Here is a 17,843-nt window from a genome sequence, read left to right as displayed (position 1 = left end):
GTCGGTTACACACTGGCAACAAAGGCGCGACAAACTGAGCTGGGCCTGCGAGGACCACCTGTCCAACCTCGATGGTCGAGGTTGACTGTTTTAACCTGATGAGGGGAAGTATGAGCGAGAACCGCACCAACGGTCTGCGCCGCGGTGCCCGCGTAGCGGGCGTCGGCGCTGCCGCTGCCGTGGCCATGGGCCTGCTTTCGACCGGCGCCGCCAGCGCCGATGTTTTTGTGCCGTTGCCGGACGGCCAGAAAAGTGGCCCGGGTGTGACCATTACCCGGACCGGGGAGCATGCCGTCGTGTCGCCGTCGCTCGCGGCCAACGGCGCTGGCCGCGTTGTCTGGGTTTCCGGCAACGCGTCGGCGGATGTCACCGAAACCCCGGAAGGCAAGGTCGGCCCGTGGAATGGCGCGACCAACAACCCCGGCACCAACAACTCCTCGACGCACGGTACGTCGCAGCTGAACACCGGCTACATCATCGGCTGTCAGGTCAGCATCGCCGATGACGCGATCAGCCTCGGCCTCTCGGCCAACGCCAACCTCACCAGTGGTGGCCTCGGCGGTTCGTTCGGCATCAACCTCGGTCCGGGCGACGTGAAGTTCGTGCAGATCGAGCTGAAGGACATCACCAAGCCGGGTTCCTACTCCGTGGAGTACCAGGACGTCGAGATGGAGATCCAGGGCTGCGCGGGCTACGCCCAGGCCCGCTCCTACACCGTGGTCGAGATCATCGGTGACCACTACTCGAAGACCACCCTCTACGGGATGCCGTTCAGCATTGGCTGACGACTGTCGACTGTCGAAAACTCTTCTCGCTGAAACGAACTCAACCCCTGAGGGAATTACACATGATCAACCGTAAGAACGTGGCGCGGGCAGCCGGTGTCTGTGCCGCCGCAACCATCGCCGTGGGCCTGTTCTCCACCGGTGCCGCGAACGCGGACACCTTCGTGCCGCTGCCGGGTGGCGAGATCACCAAGACGCTGTCCGACGGCACCGTGGTGACGGTCCGTCTGGTCAACGAATCCGCCAACATCAACCCGTCCCTGGGCTCGACCCCGGTGCACCGCAACGCGTGGGTGTCCGGTTCGGCGCGGGTCGAGGTGTCCGGTGACGGCGCAACGGGTGGCAAGATCCGTCCGGGCTACGTGGTCGGCTGCCAGGTCAACATCGACGGTGGCGGCGCTTCGGCTGGCGTCGAAGCCAGTGGCAAATGGGACGGTAGCGACGGTGACGTCGGCGTCAACGGTGGCGGCAACCTGAGCCTCGGCCCCGGCCAGGCGAAGGCCTTCTACCTGCTCGATCGTGAAGTGGCCGACGACTTCGGCAACGAGGATCACTCCAGCCAGATCACGTTCAAGGGCACCAACGGCTCGGTCACCTGGGCCGACTCCACCATCGGCCTGTCCGGCTGCGGCGGCTACGCGCAGGCGCGCGCGTTCGTCAAGGTCAAGGTCGAGACCGACAACGTCATGTCGTACGTGACGCTGTGGGGCCAGCCCTTCAGCCTCGGCTGACGCCGAACACTCAACTCGCACAAGTCAAGCGGGCCCGTCGCTACCGCGACGGGTCCGCTTGCTGTTGCGGTCTGCCGCCGACGGCGCTGCCCACCCCGAAGGCAGCCGCGGCGCGCAGTTCTGCTCGCTGCCTGAGAATTCGTTCCGCTAGGGGTCGACAACCATGATCAACCGTAAGAAACTGACGTCCCGCGTCGGGCTCGGGGTCGCCGCCACTGTCGCGTTGGGCCTGCTCTCGACCGGCGCGGCCAACGCGGAGATCTTCATTCCGCTGCCCGGTGGCGAGACCACCAAGACACTGGCCGACGGCACCGAGGTGCGGCTCGCACTGGTCGACGAGTCGGTCGCTATCACGCCGACCATGGGCGCCGTGCCTGGGCATCGCACCGCGCGGGTGGCGGGGAAGGCGCAGGTCGAGTTGGCCGGAACGCCGGGCGGCACAGCCGGTTCCATCTTTCCGGGGTACACCGTCGGTTGCGAGGTGGATATCGCCGGCGGTGGTGTCACCGGTGATCTGGAGTGGGCCGGGGACGCAATCGATTCCGACGCCGGGGTGGCCACCGGTGCCAAGCTGGTGCTCGAGCGCGGTGAGGCGAAGTCGTTCTATGTGCTGGATCTGGAGCAGGACGAGTACTTCGGCAGTGTGGCGTACCCGACCCGTAATCAGTTCGAAGGCAACATCGGATCGGTGAGCTGGTCCGACGAGGTCATCGACCTGTCCGGTTGTGACGGCTATGCGCAGGCGCGGGCATTCGTCAGTCTCAGCGTGGAAACCGACTCCGTCGTCACCTGGATGACGTTGTGGGGTAAGCCGTTCATTCTCGGCTGACGTCGAAGAGCAACTTGCACTAGATAAACGGGTCTGTCATTGCGCGACGGGCCCGTTTATCGTTGCCGCGCAAGCAATTCAGGATTCGTGTTTACCGCCCGCGCTGCGTTGACCCTCGGCGAGCAGGTCGCGGATCTGGATGAGCACCTCCGCGTCGCTGAGTTCGACGGCTTCCGGGCTGAACTTCCTTTTCGCGTGCATAGCGGGCAGTACGAGCACGAAATACAGCACCGCGGCGATGATCGCGAAATTGATCGCAGCGGTGATGATCGGGCCGACCTGGACGAAGGTCGCGGGTTTGTCGGCAACGAGCTGGAAACCGAGCCCCAGTTCGTCGCTGCCGCCGAAGACGGCCAGGATCGGGTTGACGATGCCATTGGTGAACGCGGTGACGATCGCGACGAACGCGGTGCCGATGACCACCGCCACCGCCAGGTCGACAACGTTTCCGCGGAATAGAAAATCCTTGAAACCCTTGAGCATTGCCGATATCTCCTCTACGTGTGGAGCTGACAAAGTCGTGCTCGGCGGTCTACGCCCGTGGTATCGCCGATGCTAGTTGACCTTGATGGCAAATGTGTGGACAACTCAATGGAAGACAACGGTGAGCGCGGTATGCAGAGACGCGGCCGCGACCACCGTGGCGTGTTCGGAGTCCATCGCGACCAACACCACGCGTTCCTTCGCGGCTCGTCCGTCGCCGGGGCTGGACACCAATACGACTGCGGCATCGGTCGCCAGCGTGCGGGCCGGGCGCGCGCCTTGCTCTTCGCCGCCGACCACGTCGACTCGGTCACCGGCGCGCAGGATTTCGGCGACGGCGTTGTCGGCCAACCGGATCGGCACGATCCGCGCGTCCCGCGCGCCGGTCGCGGCGGCGGCCAGACGCGGGCCGACGACGCGGATGTCGGTGAATATCTCGCCGCCGCGCATCGCCCCGGTCAGGGTGGCGCCGATCACGTCGGAGGGATTGCGCACGACACCCGCGGGCAGGGTGGCGGCTTCGCGGGGAGTCGATTGAAGATCGCTCGCGGCGAGCACGTGGCCCGGCGCGAGATCACGTCCGGCGATCACGACGGAAGTTCGTTCCGCGCCGGGATCACCGCGCAGGAACAAGGCGATCGCCAGCACGATCAGGACTGCGGCGCCGAGCCGGCGGGCGAGCAAGCTGTCGGCCCAGGGCGGTCGACGCCACACTCCGAAGCGCTGACGACCGAGCTCAGCGGGTGATCGAGTCATGGCGAAAGCCTATGACTGTGCGCACACCCGCCGGGCCGGGAAAAGGGCTAGCTGTGGATAACTGGGTGACTGTGGATAACCCGACGAATCAGCTGGCCACAGCGGTGCTGGTGGTCGCGCTGCTGCCGTTGGACGAGCTGGAATCCGAGCTGGTGGAGCTCGACGAGCTCGAGTCCTTCGAGCCGTTGGAACCGCTGTCGGACTTGGCAGGCTCGCTCGCAGTGGACGCGCCGCTGCGGCTGTCGGTGCGGTAGAAACCGCTGCCCTTGAACACGATGCCGACGGAATTGAACAGCTTGCGCAGCTTTCCGGAGCACTCCGGGCACACGCTCAGCGCATCGTCGGAAAAGGACTGAACGATGTCGAAGCGGTTGTCACACTGGGTGCACGCATACGAGTAAGTTGGCACAGCATCCTCCGCAGGTTTCGTCATCTGGCACTCTACAGCCGACAGTGCCAACGTTGCCAATCTACCTTTCATTCCGCGGCGTGATCTTCGACAAGCCGGTGCAGCCCGCCGCGCGGGGTCAGCGCCCAGCCCATTCGCACATCGTGTGGCTGCTCGGGCAGCCGGTCGACCAGCTCGTCGTCCCGGACCACCGCGACCAGTCGCGCCTGCGGTGCCGCCGCGGCCAGCGTCCGGTCGTAATAGCCCGCCCCACGCCCCAGCCGGGCACCGCGCCGGTCCACCGCGAGCGCCGGGACCAGGATCAAATCCGCGCGACCGATCGCGTCGGTCGGTAACACTTCGCCGGTCGGCTCGAGCAGGCCGAACCTGGCTCGCCGCAGACTGTCCAGGCCGGTGTACTCCGCCCAGTTCAACGGCCCCGGCGGACCGGTGACCGGTACCAGCACCCGCGCACCCGCCGCGCGCAACGTGTCGAGCATCTCGGTCGACCCAGGTTCGCCACGCACCGGCACGTATGCGCAGACCCATTCGCCCACGTCGAGCCGCCCGACCGCCGTGACCAGGGCCGCGACCTCCGCAGCGTGCTCCTCGGCGGACATCGCCGCCCGTCGAGCAAGAATTTCGGTGCGCCATGCATGTTTTTCGCGCTCACCGGGCATCTCCATGTCGATCACCATAGGCTGACCGGAATACCGGTCGGCTCGACGTCGAGTCAGGGGCTGTGACGATGGATAGGGTATGCGCATGACAGCAAAGGCCGGACAATCCGGCGATGCCACGCTGGCTTCGTGCTTCCGCACGGCCGTAGTGCCCGCCGCCGGGCTGGGAACGCGGTTCCTGCCCGCGACCAAAACGGTGCCGAAGGAACTCCTTCCGGTGGTCGACACCCCCGGCATCGAACTGGTGGCCGCCGAGGCCGCCGAGTCCGGTGCCGAGCGTTTGGTGATCGTCACCTCGCCGGGCAAGGACGGTGTGGTCGCGCATTTCGTGGAAGACCTCGTGCTGGAGAGCACCCTCGCCGAGCGCGGCAAATTCCAGCTTCTGGAAAAGGTGCGCAAGGCGCCGGGCCTGCTCGATGTGACCTCGGTGGTGCAGGAGGAACCGCTCGGCCTCGGCCACGCGGTCGCCCAGGCCGAGGCCGCCCTCGACGACGATGAAGACGCCATCGCCGTGCTGCTCCCCGACGATCTGGTGCTGCCCTCCGGCGTGCTGGACGTGATGTGCCGGGTACGCCGCAAGCGTGGCGGCACCGTGCTCTGCGCCATCGACGTGCCCAAGGACGAGGTCAGCGCGTACGGCGTGTTCGATGTGGCGACCGTGCCGGACGCGGTGAATCCGAATGTGCTGCGCGTCAAGGGCATGGTGGAGAAGCCCGCGCTCGCCGACGCGCCGTCCACCTTCGCCGCCGCCGGTCGATACCTGTTGGACCGCGCCATCTTCGACGCGCTGCGCCGAATCGAGCCGGGCGCGGGCGGCGAATTGCAACTCACCGACGCCATCGCGCTGCTCATCGCCGAGGATCATCCGGTTCATGTCGTGGTGCACCGTGGGTCGCGCCACGATTTGGGCAACCCGGGCGGCTATCTTCGTGCTGCGGTCGATTTCGCTTTGGAACGTGACGAATACGGCCCCGCCCTTCGGGAGTGGCTGGAGCATCGGCTCGGTCCCGACTGGGATCCGCAGCTGACCACCTACGACTGAGGCGTGGGTTTCGTCGACAGTGGACCGTCGGGTACGAATGATGGTTCACCGTCGCGTGCGCTAATTGGTTGTGCCGAAGCGATATCGCGCGGTGCGATCGGTGGTGTGCGAAGAGATCAGGAAGGGCTGGATGCGCTCGGTTGAGGATCAGCAGATCAAGGTGACCGCCGCGGCGGTCGCGCCTCGGCCGGTCCGGGTCGCGATTTCCGAGGCCCAGGGCCTGCTGTGTGCCGAGGACGTCGTCACCGAACGACCGCTGCCCGGATTCGATCAGGCGGCGATCGACGGCTACGCGGTGCGCAGCGTCGACGTGGCCGCCGCGGGCACCGACATTCGCAACGAGGACGACGAACTGGTCGACCTGACGCTGCCGGTGGTCGGTGAGGTGATCGCCGGATCGCGTCAGCCGATCCGGTTGCAGCCGCGCCAAACCGTCCGCGTCGACACCGGCGCACCGTTGCCGACGCTCGCGGATGCCGTGCTGCCCTTGGACTTCACCGACGGCGGCCGCGCGAAGATCAAGATCTACGAACCGGTTCGCTCCGGCGACTACGTGCGGCGCATCGGCGACGATGTGCAGCCCGGTGATGTCGCGGTGCGCGCGGGCACCATCATCGGCGCGGCCCAGGTGGGACTACTAGCGGCCGTCGGACAGGACAAGGTGCTCGTGCATCCGCGGCCGCGGTTGTCGGTGATCTCGGTCGGCGGTGAGCTCATCGATATCGATCGCACGCCCGGCCCCGGCCAGGTGTACGACGTGAACTCCTACGCGCTGGCCGCCGCGGCCAGGGATGCGGGCGCGGACGTCAACCGGGTCGGCATCGTGAGCACGGATCCGCGCCGGTTGCGCGACGTGGTCGAGGGGCAGCTGGTGCGCTCCGAGGTCGTCGTCATCGCGGGCGCGGTCGGCGGCTGGGCCTCGGATCAGGTGCGCGAGGCGCTGGAAGGGCTCGGCGAGCTCGAAATAGCCCGCGTCGCCATGCATCCCGGTTCGGTGCAGGGCTTCGGCAGGCTCGGCCGCGACGAGGTGCCCACGTTCCTGCTGCCGTCCAATCCGGTCGGCGCGCTGGTCGTTTTCGAGGTGATGGTCCGTCCGCTGATCCGAATCGCCTTGGGGCGCAGGCATCCCATGCGGCGGATCATCATGGCCAGGACCATCACCCCGATCAGTTCGATGGCCGGTCGCAAGGGTTATCTGCGCGCGCAACTCATGCGCGACGAGGCCACCGGCGACTACCTCGTGCAACCGCTCGGCGGCGGCGCGGGCGCCTCGTCACACCTGCTCGCCACGCTCGCCGAGGCGAACAGTTTGATCGTGATAGACCCCGACGACACCGAGATCCGCACCGGTGACGAGGTCAGGGTCGCTTTCCTCGCCCAGCGCGGCTGAGGCGTGGAGGCGATGAACGTGTTCCGGGTCACGCAGCATCCGGGCTGGCCCGCGCGGCTCGGTCCGGTGCGCGTCGGGGCCGGACAGGTGACGCTGCGCCCGGTGCGGCTGCGCGACGCCGCCGCATGGAGCCGAATCCGATTGCGAGACAGGGCCCATCTGGAGCCGTGGGAACCCACCGGTCGCGGTACCTGGGAGGCGCGCAACCACGCGTCCAACTGGCCGTCGCTGTGGTCGAGTTTGAAGGCCGAAGCGCGGCGTGGGGCGATGATTCCATTGGTGATCGAGGTGGACGGCGCGTTCAGCGGGCAGTTGACCGTCGGCAATATCGTCCGGGGCGCGCTGCGTTCCGGCTGGATCGGTTACTGGGTGGCCAAGGATCTCAGCGGCCAGGGTGTGGCGACCGCGGCGCTGGCGCTCGGCCTCGATCACTGTTTCGGACAGGTCGGCCTGCACCGGGTCGAGGCGACGGTGCGGCCGGAAAACCTGGCCAGCCAAGCGGTCCTGCGCAATGTCGGTTTCCGGGAGGAAGGGCTGCTGCGCCGCTACCTCGACGTGGACGGCGCCTGGCGCGATCACCTGCTGGTCGGCATCACCGTGGAAGAGGTCATGGGCACCGTCGTCGACCGGCTCGTCCGCGAGGGCCGGGCCGTTCTGCCCTGAGAATCGTGCAATACGGACACGCCCGGCGCATCCGACGCGCGGAAGAATTGGTGGCTTTGTGACAGGTGTGGCGTATGTGCACGGCGCGCCTGCCGGATCTCGACGTGTCACGGAATTAACCTACGGACGTCGGAGGTGCGTCCTGCACCCCCGGCAGGGAGCCTGCGAGGCGACCGGCGACCACGCCGTAGCGACGGATGGAAGCCGGGCGGACGCGGGGCGTGCTGCGCACCGCTCGCCGGCCGAACGGACCACACCAGGCCGGGACGGAGGTGCTGACGGCAATGCCGAATTCGATTCTGTGGATCGGCCTGGTAGTGCTCTGGGTCTTCGTCCTGTTCCCCATCCTCGCCGACCGGCACCCGAGGATTCGGCGGACCACCGACGCCGCACTCGCCACCCGGGTGCTCGTCCGCGGAGATTCCAAGCGGCGCACCAAGAGTGGACCCGCCGCAGGCCACGAAACCGACCCCAATTGGCGGCCACGCCGCGTACAGAGAAAGCATCCCCACAGCGATGATGCGGAGGACCGGATGACAACACCGGCCGACGAACCCGTCACCGAAGGTGACCTGCCCGCGATCACCGAAGGCGCGGTGCCCCACCCCGACCCCGACATCGCTGACGCCGAGCTCGCCGACACCGAGCTGGACGACACCGAGCTGGACGACACCGAACTCGCCGACGCCGAGCTGGGCGACGCCGAACTCGAGCAGGCCGACGCCGAGGCAGCCGACACCGAAACCGGCACTGCCGACGCCGAATCCGCCGACGTGGACGAACCAGCTGCGCCGCACGACGACGCGGCCGATGATGACGTAGTGGGCGAAGAGCGCACCGAACCGGCCGCGGCCCGGATACCCCCCGCGCGCTCCACCGTGCCCGCCCGCGTCACCCACGACGACGACTACCTCGACGACGACGCCGATGACCTGGCCCGCCGCGACTACGAAACCGACTCCGACGACCTCGATTACGTGCCCACCCGGCGCGGCCGCGGCGGCTACGACCCCGAAGCCGACGCCATCGCCCGCGCCGCCCGCTACACCTTCCGCCAGCGCGCCGTCCTCGGCCTCGTTCTGGCCGGACTGCTATGCGGCGGACTCGCCGTCGCGGTGAGCCCTCACTTCTGGTGGGGCTGCGGCCTGTCCTCCTTCGTCCTCATCGGCTACCTCACCTACCTGCGCAAGCAAGTCCGCATCGAAGAAGACATCCGCCGCCGCCGCGCCGCCCGCCTCAGCCGCGCCGAACAACTCGGCGAACACCGCGCAGGCCCACGGCAAACCCAAGCCGCCCGCGCCGCCATGGACCGCGACACCGCCCGCGCCCTGCGCCGCCGCTCCGCCCTCCTCGAAACCGACGACGAAGACCCCATGTTCGACCACCTCGACCCCTTCGACCCCGCCACCGCCCGCGCCCTCCGCGACCGCACCGGCGGCGGCGACATGCGCCGCGCCGCCGGCGAATGACACGCGCGTGACTCCCTATAACCCCAGGTAAACCGCCCGATTCGGAGTCTCGCAACAACCTTTGCTAGAGTGACACAGCGCGGTTCCCCGGAGCCGCACGGGGCTATAGCGCAGTTGGTAGCGCGTCTCGTTCGCATCGAGAAGGTCAGGGGTTCGATTCCCCTTAGCTCCACCGAATGGAAGGCTCGTGCTCGCAAAGAGCGCGAGCCTTTTTCGGTTCCGCGTGTCTTTTGGGGGCGGAGCCCCCACACCCCGCCCGGCGGGGCTTCGCCCCCCGGACCCCCTTCTCAGGCTCGCCTACCCGGGGCCGTTCACCGCCCGGACTCTTTCCTTCGGTCCGTCTAGCCGAGGCTGCGCTCTCAAACCGCTCTCAAACCCCCTTGTCGGGTTTGACGACCCGAGCCCCGGCCTCTCCCCGGGTTCGCCAATCCTGGAGTCGTGCGGAGTTCCGGGTTAGCACCACACGACTGGGTTGCCGCTGTCCACGGCGGCTTGGAGCACTCGTGTCAACGGAATGAGTATGTAGTCGAATCGGTCTGGGCTGACCGGCGTGTTCTGCACGCGCATTCGCCTTGGATAGCTCGGAGAGTTCGCCGGGTTGATCGGGCCGTGCAACGGAACCTTTGTGCGTTGTCCGGTGTCGAGGTCGGTGAACCAGTATCCGCCCCGCCACGACTGTTGCTGGGTGAAGTTGCGCGCCCGAAAGATCTCCGATTCGGGATCTGCGGCGGTGTCGATGATTCTGAGACCGGCTGTGGCGTCGAGTGCGAAGTTGTGTTTCGTCCGGCCATCCCGGCCGAAAACTCCTCGGTATGCCGGTACCGCGGTTATCAGCGTTTCACCAGTCGAGGCGTCGACGAGGGTGGTTTCGGTGCCGACGGTCGGCTGGGCGCGGAATTCGGCGATTTCGACGAGCGCAGCCGAGGCTGACGTTGGTGACAGCTGTCCACCGTTGCGGTCGGGAAGTTCCTTGGACAGGGTCGGGAAGTCGGCTGCCCCCGCTGCCTCCAGGGCTGACCGAAAGAGCCTGTAGCCGGACCAGTTCGAGATCCGCTCGGATGCGAATTCCATATCTTCGTGCGGACATGCACCGTTGTGGATCCAGCCTTCGACACTGTGGTGCTGATCTTCATGCCCTTCGTAGGGCATCGAGAGCGTCAGGTAACCCGCGCCGTCTTCGACGATCAGGTCTGCCGGGACCGGCGCGGCGGTGGTGCGGCCGTCCTGCCAGCATCGGCAGCGTACGAAGGCGTCCAGTCCCACGTCGCCATCGTAAAGCGGCTCGTCAGTACCGCTCGAACGTCAGTCGTCAATAGGCACAGCCGCAGACCTCAGTGCCTGAGAACGCTGCCCGGAGGCACGAAGTGGATCAGGCTGATCAAACGGCTTCTGTGGAATTGTTTGTCCACAACAGGTATGTAGCCGCACGGTTGACAACGAGACCGCTGTTGGACAGCGTGGGGCGATACGGGGGTGCGTGCGAGTGGGTTCCATCGCAATTCCAGACACGGCGACCAACATGGAGCTGGGCAGAAGACGGGCTGCCGATCAATAGCCGACTGGTTCAATTCACAAGCCGGCCTCCAGAGCTGGGTAAAAGGCCGTAAAAAATCGGATTGGGGAGGCGTTGAAGAATTCCTATATCATGAAGTCTATACAGACGGTAAATACGTCTACGATCCACGGCATAACCCCAATCCGGTACCGATCGAGGAATGGCAGAAAACTATAATGGGAGATAATCCCGGTGCTACTATCAAGCCGGTCGGATAATGAACTCTCGCGATTTCATCGCCCGACTCCAGCCCTACGGTGATCTTGAATGGTACCGCCACGCGGGCGGTACACGCGATGACGGCTCGTCCGCTCCGCCGCTGGTGGTCTGGCGTTTTGCGGATCCTCGGCCGGTTGAGTTCGCAGAACAGCTGCGTGGAATTATCGATTCTGATCATCGGGATATCGACTGGCTGTTCGACACCACACGGCGCAACTGGGTGTTGGTTCCGCAGCGAGTCATGGCCGAGAAAGAACATCACCGCTTCGCCACCGAAGCGCAAGCCTCGGATTTCCTGGAGCGGCAAGATAAAGAATTCTGTGAGCGTGCGGTAACAGATTTCGACCGGATCATCGGTGAACTGGATGAGCTCTTGGGAGCTGGCGAAGCCCGGTAGGTGTCAGCGCGGTGTCGTTGCCGGCGACTGCCCGGTGCACCGCACAAGGGCAGCACACAGGGTTTCTATCGCGCTGGCCTCGGCGACCGGTCCGGTCGCACATCAGCGGGCCTCACTCGAATGCCTACTTCATCCCGTCCTCGTCACGGAAAGGCGGCTGATTCGCGGAGGCGGTGTAGGCGGAGGGCGAGTTGGATTTCGAGGGCGCGGTCGGGGTGTTGCCAACCTTCGCCGAGGAGGGCGGTGATGCGGTCGAGGCGTTGGGTGACCGTATTGACGTGGATGTGGAGGAGTTTGGCGCTGTTGCTGAGGCTGCAGCTGGTGGCGAAGTAGGTTTCCAGGGTGTCGATGAGGGGGGCGCCGCGGCGTAGGTCGTAATCGATGACCGGGCCGAGTGTGGTGTTCAGGAATGCCAGTACGTTATCGGTGCTGTTGATGAGTAAGCCGATGAATCCGAGATCCGCTGCGCTGGCGGACGATCCGTGTTTGCCGAGTGCGTTCATCAGTTGGATGCATTGGCGGGCCTCGCGGTAGGCGGCGGGCACTCGGTTCGGTAGGTCGACTGGTCCGGAGCCGGCGACGGTTGCTGAAATCCCGAGTGCCGCACGGAGTTCCTTGGCGGCGCAGTGGGCGGTGGCGGAGGCGTCGCTGCCGGGGAGTAGCACGACGGTGTGCCGGCCGCGAGTCACGGCCAAACCGTGGCGGGCCATTACGTAGTGGGTTGTCCACGCCGCGGCACGGTGGTGGCCGCCGTGTTCGGCGACGATGAGCATCTGCGGCTGTGTCAGATCGATGCCGAGCAGGGTGGCCCGGCTGTGTAATGCCTTGTCATCGAGGACACGACCGTCCAGCAGGTCGTCGAGGAGTTCGCCGCGTACTCGCCCCTCGGCTTCGGCGATGCTGCGCTGGAACAGCAACAACAGTGCGGTGACGAGCGCGGCGCGCTCCAGGATGCGCTGATCGGCCGGCGACAGTTCGCCGGGATGATGCAGGACGAGCGTGCACAACGGCCTACTGCCTGCGCCGCCCGGTGCGGCCCACAGCTCCTTCGCGACTACGGTTCGGCCGAGTTGCGCTGCGGTAGCGGCTATTTCGCCGACGGCCTGTTCGTCGCCGAGTTGCTCATGGGCGTTCGGTGCACCGATTTCGGTGAGTCTGCGTCCGTCGGCGTCGAGTACCAGGAGCGCGCCGCCGAGAATGTCGGCGGCCACGGTCGCGACGTCCGCTACGCCGCCGCCTCGAACGACCAGGTCGGTCATCCTGTCGTGGGCCTGCGCGGCGCGTTCGACGGTGTTGTAGTGCGCGTGCATGGCCGCGCTGGCCGCACTGAGTTCGGCTAGGGCGGTACGTGTTTCGGTGAGCAGCCGCGCCGAATCCACGGCGATCGTCGCGTGCGCGGCGAGGGAGACCAGCAGCGCTATCTCTTCGGGAGCGTAGGGCCGGAAGTCGCGATGCGAGGCGAACAGGACACCGATGACCTGGTCGCCGAGCTTCATCGGCACGCCGAGGATGGCGACGAGACCCTCCTCCCGCACGGCACTGTCGATCGCCGCGGTGTGGCGGAACCGTTGGTCGGCAAAGTAATCCGCGGTGCTGTACGGCATTCCGGTCTGAGCGACCAGTCCACCCAGACCGTCGCCCATCGCCAGCCGGGTGGAGCGGAAGGCCTGGGAGCCGGACCCGTCGGTGACCCGCATGAAGGTGTCGCCGCGCTGTGGATCCGGCAAGGTCAGATAGGCGACATCGGCGTGCAGCAGCCGCCGCGCACGGTGCACGATGGCTTGCAGGACCGCGTCCACATCGCGTAGTCCGGCGAGATCTCCGGCAGTGTCGAACAGTGCGGCCAATTCGGCCTCCCGGCGAGCCCGGCGCTCCAGCAGCGCGCGGACTCGTAGCGCGGCGCACTTGGCGCTGTCCAGCTCGGCCAGTTCGGCGGCGGAAGCACCAGCGGTGCGCGCTTCGAGCAGTGGGGCTTCGAATTCGACGGCAGGAGCTTCTCGCTCGAGCATTTGCAGGAAGATCTCGCACGTCACGGCCGTCATTGGGTAGCGCCTTTGCTCGGGGCGACATCGGCAGTGCTGGACTCGATCCGGGCGTTGGTTTCCGGTCGCCGTCGCCTGCCGGTCGGGGCTGTCGGTAGGTCGCGGCCGGCGCCCCGGTCGCCGTGGACCACCCATGGTGCCTCCACACCTCGAGATGTGCTGCCGAAAACACTATGTGTGGTCCAGCGGCCTGACGATGTGGACGGCAGACATATTTGTCGCGGCGAATGTCCATGTCGCCCATACATTGATCGGCACACCACTGCCTGTAATTCGACTTGCCCCGCGCGCGTGGGTGGTGACCTCCGCCATGATCTGCGGCGGAAAAGTGGGTGACGCGCACCTGTCGAAGCGGCCGACCGGCGAACAGACTTTCTGACATCACCGCTCGAAAAGGAACAAGATGCCGCTGTTTCGCCGTCTCTCGGCCACCGTAACGGCTGTCGTTGCGCTCGCCGGATCCCTTGTCGCCGTTGGCGTGCACACGCGAGAAGCGGTGAACGCCGGACATCCCGTCGTGCGGTCCATGGCGTGCGTGGCTCCGCTCGTGGTGGGTGCGCAGCGGCAGGACGCCGCCTGCCTCACGGACTTGACCACGGCAGGCACCGTCGCTTCGGGCCACACGGTGGCTGCGGATTGGGCCGGATTACATCCTCCGGGGACCCGCAATCCGACCGGTGTGCCGGGAATGCAGATCGACGGATACTTCCCCGACAACTCGACCACGAACACCAACCACGGCTGGAATCACGACAGCCAGTTCGTCATTCGCCTGCCGGAACGCTGGAACGGTGGGTTGGTGGTCGCGGGTACACCGGGAAATCGCCGCCAGTACGCCAACGACTTCATCATCTCCGACTGGGTACTCGCCCAGGGCTACGCCTATGCCGCGATCGACAAGGGCAACACCGGGCCGGAGTTTCATCGTGACGGCGACGCTCCCGGCGATGCGATGGTCGAATGGCACAACCGGGTCACTCAGTTGACGATCGCGGCGCAGGCCGTCGTCGGCCAGCGTTACGCCCGCCCGGCCACCCGCACCCTGCTGGCCGGAATCTCCAACGGCGGCTACCTCGTTCGCTGGCAGCTGGAGAATCGGCCGTGGCTCTACGACGGCGGCGTGGACTGGGAGGGGCCCACGTGGCAGGCGAATGGTCCGAACCCGCTGAGCTATCTGCCGCCCGCATCGCGCGGTTTCCAGGATTACCGTGCGAATCCGGCCGCCATCGACGGTATTGTCGCCGCGGGGTTCCCCGCCGAGTCCGAGCCGTTGTGGGAGTATCACGACAGGTCGTACTGGGGGCCCATCCAGCGGGGCTACCGGCAGGAGATCGATCCCGGCTATACCGGTGCCGAGGACGACTACGTCTTTGCCGACCGTCCGGCCGCCGTCCGGGACGCCATGGGCCGAGTATCACTCACCGGACGAATTCAGCGGCCGCTCATCACGATTCACGGCACCCTCGACGCGCTGCTGCCGATCGGCATGGAATCGGATCTCTATGCCGAGCAGGTCAGCGGTCAGGGCCGTGCTGCGCTGCATCGGTATTACCGGATCGAGGGTGGCAACCACGTCGATGGGTTGTACGAGCAGCATCCGGATCTGGTGCGGCCCATGCTGCCGTGCTTCCGCAGCGCTTTCACCGCGCTCGAAAGCTGGTCCGGCACAGGTCTATTGCCACCGCCGAATGCGACGGTACCGCGTCCGATGTCCGGTGATCCGGCGGAAACGTGCGAACTGAGCGGCTGAATCGACCGGGTGAGGCCCGTTCCCGCAGGCCGAACTTTCCCCAATGATGAGGAAACGCAATGAATATCAAAGAATTGGCGGCGGCTCTGGCCACCACCGCTGGACTGGTGGCCGTCACCATGAGTTCGGTGACCGCCGCCGTTCCCAGCCCCACGCCGGAGAGCTTGCGCGGTTATAACATCAGCGCCACTTACGTTTCGGGCGTCTCGTCCGGCGGCTACCTGGCGAATCAGCTACACGTCGCTTACTCCGACGTCTTCTCCGGTGCTGGGATATTCGCCGCGGGCCCGTACCGGTGCGCGGGGGATTTCGACTACGCGGTCAGAGCCCAGACCGGCTGCATGCAGAACGGAACACGCAAGTCGCCCGCGCAATTGGCGGAGGAGACCAGAACCCTGGCGGCGTCCGGCAAGGTCGACGCCGTCGCCAATCTGGCCGGTGACGCGGTATACCTCTACCACGGCACGAACGACACGACCGTCCACCAAGCCGTGAACGACGATCTCGCGACCTATTACTCGGGTTTCGGCGCGAACGTCACCTATCGGAAGAACAGCGCGGCCGGGCACGCCTGGGTCAGCCCGCTGGGGCCGGTGGCCTGTTCCAGCACGGCGTCCCCCTTCATCAACGACTGCGGTGACGACCCGGTGGGTGAGCTGCTGTCCGCCCTGCTGGGGACCGTGCACCGCCCGGCCGAGACGCTCAGCGGAAAGCTCGTCCAATTCGATCAGAACGCGTTCGCATCCGGCGGCAATGCGAATGCGATAAGCATGGACGCCAAGGGTTTCGCTTACGTCCCGCCGCCATGCTCCCAAGGAGTTTCGTGCCGCCTGATGGTTGCCTTGCACGGCTGTAAACAGGGCTACAGCTATCAGTCGTTCGGCGACGCTTTCATGAAGAACGCCTATCTCAACGAGTACGCCGATACCAACAACATGATTGTTCTTTACCCGCAGGCGATTCCGCTCAGCACTGCGGGAACCACCAACCCGAACGGTTGCTGGAACTGGTGGGGATACGGCGGTGACGCGGCATATGCCTGGCACGGCGGTAAACAGCTGGACGCCATATCGGCCATGGTCCGCAAACTCTCGAGCGGATCGACCCCGACCACGCCACCGACGGTGCCGACCACGACGATTCCCCCGACCACCACCGCCCCCGCACCCACCTGCGTGACCGACACCAACTACGCCCACACCACCGCAGGCCGTGCCTATCAATCGGGTGGTTACGCCTATGCCAACGGCTCGAAGCAGAAACTCGGCCTTTGGACGATCTACAGCAAGAGCACGATCAAGGAAACCGGCCCGGGGCACTGGGAGCTGTGCTGACTCGCAGCGCTGGGGTCCGGCACCTGCCGCGTCGTCCGGATCCCGACAGTCCCACGTGGCGGCTCGCGAAGACCGTCACTGGGCTGTGCGCGTTGGCTAGGCATTGGTGTCAGTGGGGGTGTCAGGTGGATGTCAGGCCCGCGTCAGTTGGTGCGGCGACAGTGTGTACATCGAACACAGCGACCGGGACCGACAAGGTTTCGGTCGGTGCCACAACCGATTTCGAGGAGTACACGACATGTCGAACATCATCACCCTGACCGACCAGGACAAGGCCACTGTGCGGACTGCTGCTTATGGGGCGGCGTCGTTGCTGGCGGCTGCCGGTGCGCCGCATAAGGGCAATGCGCAGGCTTCTATCGCGCTGACCTCGGCGACGGGGCTGGTGGGGCATGTGCTTTCGGCTAAGTCGAAAGACATTCACCTGCCGGGTAAGTCGGTTGCCGAGCTGGCTGATCAGGTGCTGCCTGCTTTGACAGCGGCGGTGCGCCTGCTCGGCAAGCAGGATGGGAGTGAGGCCGACAACTTCCGCAGCACCGTGCTGGTCGCGGTCGAAGCCGCTGTCGGGTCGGGTAAGGGCGAGCCCAGTCCCGCTGTGGCGGCGATGGCTCGCAAGATCACCGCGGCTCTGGACGCCGCCTGACGGATGCGGGTTGCGGTAAAGGTGGTAGCTGGTCGCGGGGTTCTATGGCGATCAGCCCATCGACTGAAATAGCAACGGCCACTTGGGTGCCTGCCTCGCTCAGGCTGACGGCTATCGGACCAGGCTCGCTGGAGCTGGGGCGGCTGTGGGGCCGCCGCCGGGAAATGTCTCTGTGGTGAAACACGACATGGTGACGGCGGTGCCTGCGGGGCCGACGCCGACGATGGTGTCGAGGGTGTATCCGTCGGCTGGGTGGGCCTGAGTTGCGATGGCGCCGTTGGGGTATGGCGGTTTGCGGGCAGGCGGCCAGCCGAGGCCTTGCCAGGCGGATTCGGCGTCGGCCAAGGTGGTGTACGGGGCGTCGCTCGGCAATCGATAGCTGAGCGAGTAGTACTCCGGGTTGGGGAAGAAGGCGCTGCCGGTTCCGGTGGGTGATGCGTAACCCGGTGGCGACTGGCGGTCGGGATGCGCTTCGAGGTAGGTGCCTTCGGGCATGGCGCGGATGGTTTGCAGGAGGTATTCGACGCAGGCGTCCCGCGCTTGCTGTGCGTTGGCGGGTGGGGCGGCTTCGGCGGGGGTTGCGAAAGCAGTGACGGCGAGGAGGGCTCCGAGGCCGGGTAGGACCCGGATGGCGAAGGTTCGCATGATGGCTCACATCCTAAAATTTGGATTACCAGAGTTGCTGGA

18 protein-coding genes and 1 tRNA gene are annotated in these 17,843 nt (G+C 66.1%); 12 read left to right on the top strand and 7 right to left on the bottom strand.

Features of this window, described 5'->3' with window-relative positions:
* The first annotated feature begins 110 nt into the window (after nucleotides 1-110).
* The 3 genes from DMB37_RS16265 to DMB37_RS16255 all read left to right on the top strand — a co-directional run bounded on the left by DMB37_RS16265 (nucleotide 111) and on the right by DMB37_RS16255 (nucleotide 2,345).
* Nucleotides 111-785, top strand: a complete 675-nt coding sequence (locus tag DMB37_RS16265) for an MspA family porin (RefSeq protein WP_135237613.1) — start codon at nucleotides 111-113, stop codon at nucleotides 783-785.
* 62 nt (nucleotides 786-847) lie between these two features.
* Nucleotides 848-1,516: an MspA family porin gene (locus tag DMB37_RS16260; protein WP_107659348.1), complete on the top strand. Its 669-nt coding sequence runs from the start codon at nucleotides 848-850 to the stop codon at nucleotides 1,514-1,516.
* Nucleotides 1,517-1,679: 163 nt separating this feature from the next.
* Complete coding sequence (locus DMB37_RS16255) at nucleotides 1,680-2,345, top strand: MspA family porin (protein ID WP_135233445.1); 666 nt, start codon at nucleotides 1,680-1,682, stop codon at nucleotides 2,343-2,345.
* 78 nt (nucleotides 2,346-2,423) lie between these two features.
* On the opposite strand, the gene mscL is transcribed toward DMB37_RS16255, so the two are convergent.
* The 4 genes from mscL to DMB37_RS16235 form a co-directional block, all read right to left on the bottom strand.
* Nucleotides 2,424-2,828 carry a large conductance mechanosensitive channel protein MscL gene (gene mscL / locus DMB37_RS16250; protein ID WP_135233444.1) on the bottom strand — a complete coding sequence of 135 codons (405 nt, stop codon included), beginning with the start codon at nucleotides 2,826-2,828 and terminating at the stop codon, nucleotides 2,424-2,426.
* A 105-nt stretch (nucleotides 2,829-2,933) separates the two neighbouring features.
* Entirely contained in the window at nucleotides 2,934-3,584 is a 651-nt protein-coding gene (locus DMB37_RS16245; RefSeq protein ID WP_135233443.1) for an SAF domain-containing protein, read from the bottom strand.
* A gap of 88 nt (nucleotides 3,585-3,672) precedes the next feature.
* Nucleotides 3,673-3,993 (bottom strand): FmdB family zinc ribbon protein, encoded by a 321-nt coding sequence (locus DMB37_RS16240; protein WP_135237612.1) that lies wholly within the window; start codon nucleotides 3,991-3,993, stop codon nucleotides 3,673-3,675.
* A 68-nt stretch (nucleotides 3,994-4,061) separates the two neighbouring features.
* On the bottom strand, nucleotides 4,062-4,658 hold the full coding sequence (locus DMB37_RS16235) for a 5-formyltetrahydrofolate cyclo-ligase (protein WP_240772410.1): 597 nt from the start codon (nucleotides 4,656-4,658) through the stop codon (nucleotides 4,062-4,064).
* 79 nt (nucleotides 4,659-4,737) lie between these two features.
* On the opposite strand from DMB37_RS16235, the gene DMB37_RS16230 reads away from it, so the two are divergent.
* The 5 genes from DMB37_RS16230 to DMB37_RS16210 all read left to right on the top strand — a co-directional run bounded on the left by DMB37_RS16230 (nucleotide 4,738) and on the right by DMB37_RS16210 (nucleotide 9,388).
* A complete protein-coding gene (locus tag DMB37_RS16230; protein ID WP_107660953.1) occupies nucleotides 4,738-5,694 on the top strand; it encodes a UTP--glucose-1-phosphate uridylyltransferase in 957 nt (318 codons plus the stop codon).
* Between the two features lie 130 nt (nucleotides 5,695-5,824).
* On the top strand, nucleotides 5,825-7,084 hold the full coding sequence (gene glp, locus DMB37_RS16225; protein WP_107660952.1) for a gephyrin-like molybdotransferase Glp: 1,260 nt from the start codon (nucleotides 5,825-5,827) through the stop codon (nucleotides 7,082-7,084).
* Nucleotides 7,085-7,096: 12 nt separating this feature from the next.
* The gene (locus DMB37_RS16220; RefSeq protein ID WP_135233441.1) at nucleotides 7,097-7,747 is read left to right on the top strand and encodes a GNAT family N-acetyltransferase; all 651 of its coding nucleotides are present in this window, start codon (nucleotides 7,097-7,099) and stop codon (nucleotides 7,745-7,747) included.
* A 284-nt stretch (nucleotides 7,748-8,031) separates the two neighbouring features.
* Nucleotides 8,032-9,216 carry a gephyrin-like molybdotransferase receptor GlpR gene (gene glpR, locus DMB37_RS16215; RefSeq protein WP_135233440.1) on the top strand — a complete coding sequence of 395 codons (1,185 nt, stop codon included), beginning with the start codon at nucleotides 8,032-8,034 and terminating at the stop codon, nucleotides 9,214-9,216.
* 99 nt (nucleotides 9,217-9,315) lie between these two features.
* Nucleotides 9,316-9,388 (top strand) — tRNA-Ala (locus DMB37_RS16210).
* A gap of 281 nt (nucleotides 9,389-9,669) precedes the next feature.
* On the opposite strand, the gene DMB37_RS16205 is transcribed toward DMB37_RS16210, so the two are convergent.
* Entirely contained in the window at nucleotides 9,670-10,479 is an 810-nt protein-coding gene (locus DMB37_RS16205; protein WP_135233439.1) for a hypothetical protein, read from the bottom strand.
* A 509-nt stretch (nucleotides 10,480-10,988) separates the two neighbouring features.
* Here DMB37_RS16205 and DMB37_RS16195 point away from each other — a divergent pair.
* Nucleotides 10,989-11,387, top strand: a complete 399-nt coding sequence (locus DMB37_RS16195) for a hypothetical protein (protein ID WP_135233437.1) — start codon at nucleotides 10,989-10,991, stop codon at nucleotides 11,385-11,387.
* Between the two features lie 143 nt (nucleotides 11,388-11,530).
* Here DMB37_RS16195 and DMB37_RS16190 read toward each other — a convergent pair whose 3' ends face one another.
* Entirely contained in the window at nucleotides 11,531-13,429 is a 1,899-nt protein-coding gene (locus DMB37_RS16190; RefSeq protein ID WP_135233436.1) for a GAF domain-containing protein, read from the bottom strand.
* A gap of 403 nt (nucleotides 13,430-13,832) precedes the next feature.
* Between DMB37_RS16190 and DMB37_RS16185 the strand changes: the two genes are divergently transcribed.
* The 3 genes from DMB37_RS16185 (at nucleotide 13,833) to DMB37_RS16175 (ending at nucleotide 17,156) form a co-directional block, all read left to right on the top strand.
* Entirely contained in the window at nucleotides 13,833-15,179 is a 1,347-nt protein-coding gene (locus tag DMB37_RS16185; RefSeq protein ID WP_135233435.1) for a S9 family peptidase, read from the top strand.
* Nucleotides 15,180-15,238: 59 nt separating this feature from the next.
* Nucleotides 15,239-16,513: a PHB depolymerase family esterase gene (locus tag DMB37_RS16180; RefSeq protein WP_135233434.1), complete on the top strand. Its 1,275-nt coding sequence runs from the start codon at nucleotides 15,239-15,241 to the stop codon at nucleotides 16,511-16,513.
* Nucleotides 16,514-16,751: 238 nt separating this feature from the next.
* Nucleotides 16,752-17,156, top strand: coding sequence for a hypothetical protein (locus tag DMB37_RS16175; protein ID WP_135233433.1), 405 nt, complete (start codon nucleotides 16,752-16,754; stop codon nucleotides 17,154-17,156).
* A 111-nt stretch (nucleotides 17,157-17,267) separates the two neighbouring features.
* Here DMB37_RS16175 and DMB37_RS16170 read toward each other — a convergent pair whose 3' ends face one another.
* Nucleotides 17,268-17,801 carry a hypothetical protein gene (locus DMB37_RS16170; RefSeq protein WP_135233432.1) on the bottom strand — a complete coding sequence of 178 codons (534 nt, stop codon included), beginning with the start codon at nucleotides 17,799-17,801 and terminating at the stop codon, nucleotides 17,268-17,270.
* Between the last annotated feature and the right edge of the window lie 42 nt (nucleotides 17,802-17,843).

Source organism: Nocardia sp. CS682 (assembly GCF_004634405.1).
Classification (GTDB): domain Bacteria; phylum Actinomycetota; class Actinomycetes; order Mycobacteriales; family Mycobacteriaceae; genus Nocardia; species Nocardia ninae.
This window is presented reverse-complemented; position numbering and strand designations above follow the sequence as displayed.

Excerpts from the sequence above, each read along its gene's own strand:
- DMB37_RS16265 (WP_135237613.1), top strand. The coding sequence starts at position 111 with ATGAGCGAGAACCGCACCAACGGTCTGCGCCGCGGTGCCCGCGTAGCG.
- DMB37_RS16260 (WP_107659348.1), top strand. The coding sequence starts at position 848 with ATGATCAACCGTAAGAACGTGGCGCGGGCAGCCGGTGTCTGTGCCGCC.
- DMB37_RS16255 (WP_135233445.1), top strand. The coding sequence starts at position 1,680 with ATGATCAACCGTAAGAAACTGACGTCCCGCGTCGGGCTCGGGGTCGCC.
- mscL (WP_135233444.1), bottom strand. The coding sequence starts at position 2,828 with ATGCTCAAGGGTTTCAAGGATTTTCTATTCCGCGGAAACGTTGTCGAC.
- DMB37_RS16245 (WP_135233443.1), bottom strand. The coding sequence starts at position 3,584 with ATGACTCGATCACCCGCTGAGCTCGGTCGTCAGCGCTTCGGAGTGTGG.
- DMB37_RS16235 (WP_240772410.1), bottom strand. The coding sequence starts at position 4,658 with ATGGAGATGCCCGGTGAGCGCGAAAAACATGCATGGCGCACCGAAATT.
- DMB37_RS16230 (WP_107660953.1), top strand. The coding sequence starts at position 4,738 with ATGACAGCAAAGGCCGGACAATCCGGCGATGCCACGCTGGCTTCGTGC.
- glp (WP_107660952.1), top strand. The coding sequence starts at position 5,825 with ATGCGCTCGGTTGAGGATCAGCAGATCAAGGTGACCGCCGCGGCGGTC.
- DMB37_RS16220 (WP_135233441.1), top strand. The coding sequence starts at position 7,097 with ATGAACGTGTTCCGGGTCACGCAGCATCCGGGCTGGCCCGCGCGGCTC.
- glpR (WP_135233440.1), top strand. The coding sequence starts at position 8,032 with ATGCCGAATTCGATTCTGTGGATCGGCCTGGTAGTGCTCTGGGTCTTC.
- DMB37_RS16195 (WP_135233437.1), top strand. The coding sequence starts at position 10,989 with ATGAACTCTCGCGATTTCATCGCCCGACTCCAGCCCTACGGTGATCTT.
- DMB37_RS16190 (WP_135233436.1), bottom strand. The coding sequence starts at position 13,429 with ATGACGGCCGTGACGTGCGAGATCTTCCTGCAAATGCTCGAGCGAGAA.
- DMB37_RS16185 (WP_135233435.1), top strand. The coding sequence starts at position 13,833 with ATGCCGCTGTTTCGCCGTCTCTCGGCCACCGTAACGGCTGTCGTTGCG.
- DMB37_RS16180 (WP_135233434.1), top strand. The coding sequence starts at position 15,239 with ATGAATATCAAAGAATTGGCGGCGGCTCTGGCCACCACCGCTGGACTG.
- DMB37_RS16175 (WP_135233433.1), top strand. The coding sequence starts at position 16,752 with ATGTCGAACATCATCACCCTGACCGACCAGGACAAGGCCACTGTGCGG.
- DMB37_RS16170 (WP_135233432.1), bottom strand. The coding sequence starts at position 17,801 with ATGCGAACCTTCGCCATCCGGGTCCTACCCGGCCTCGGAGCCCTCCTC.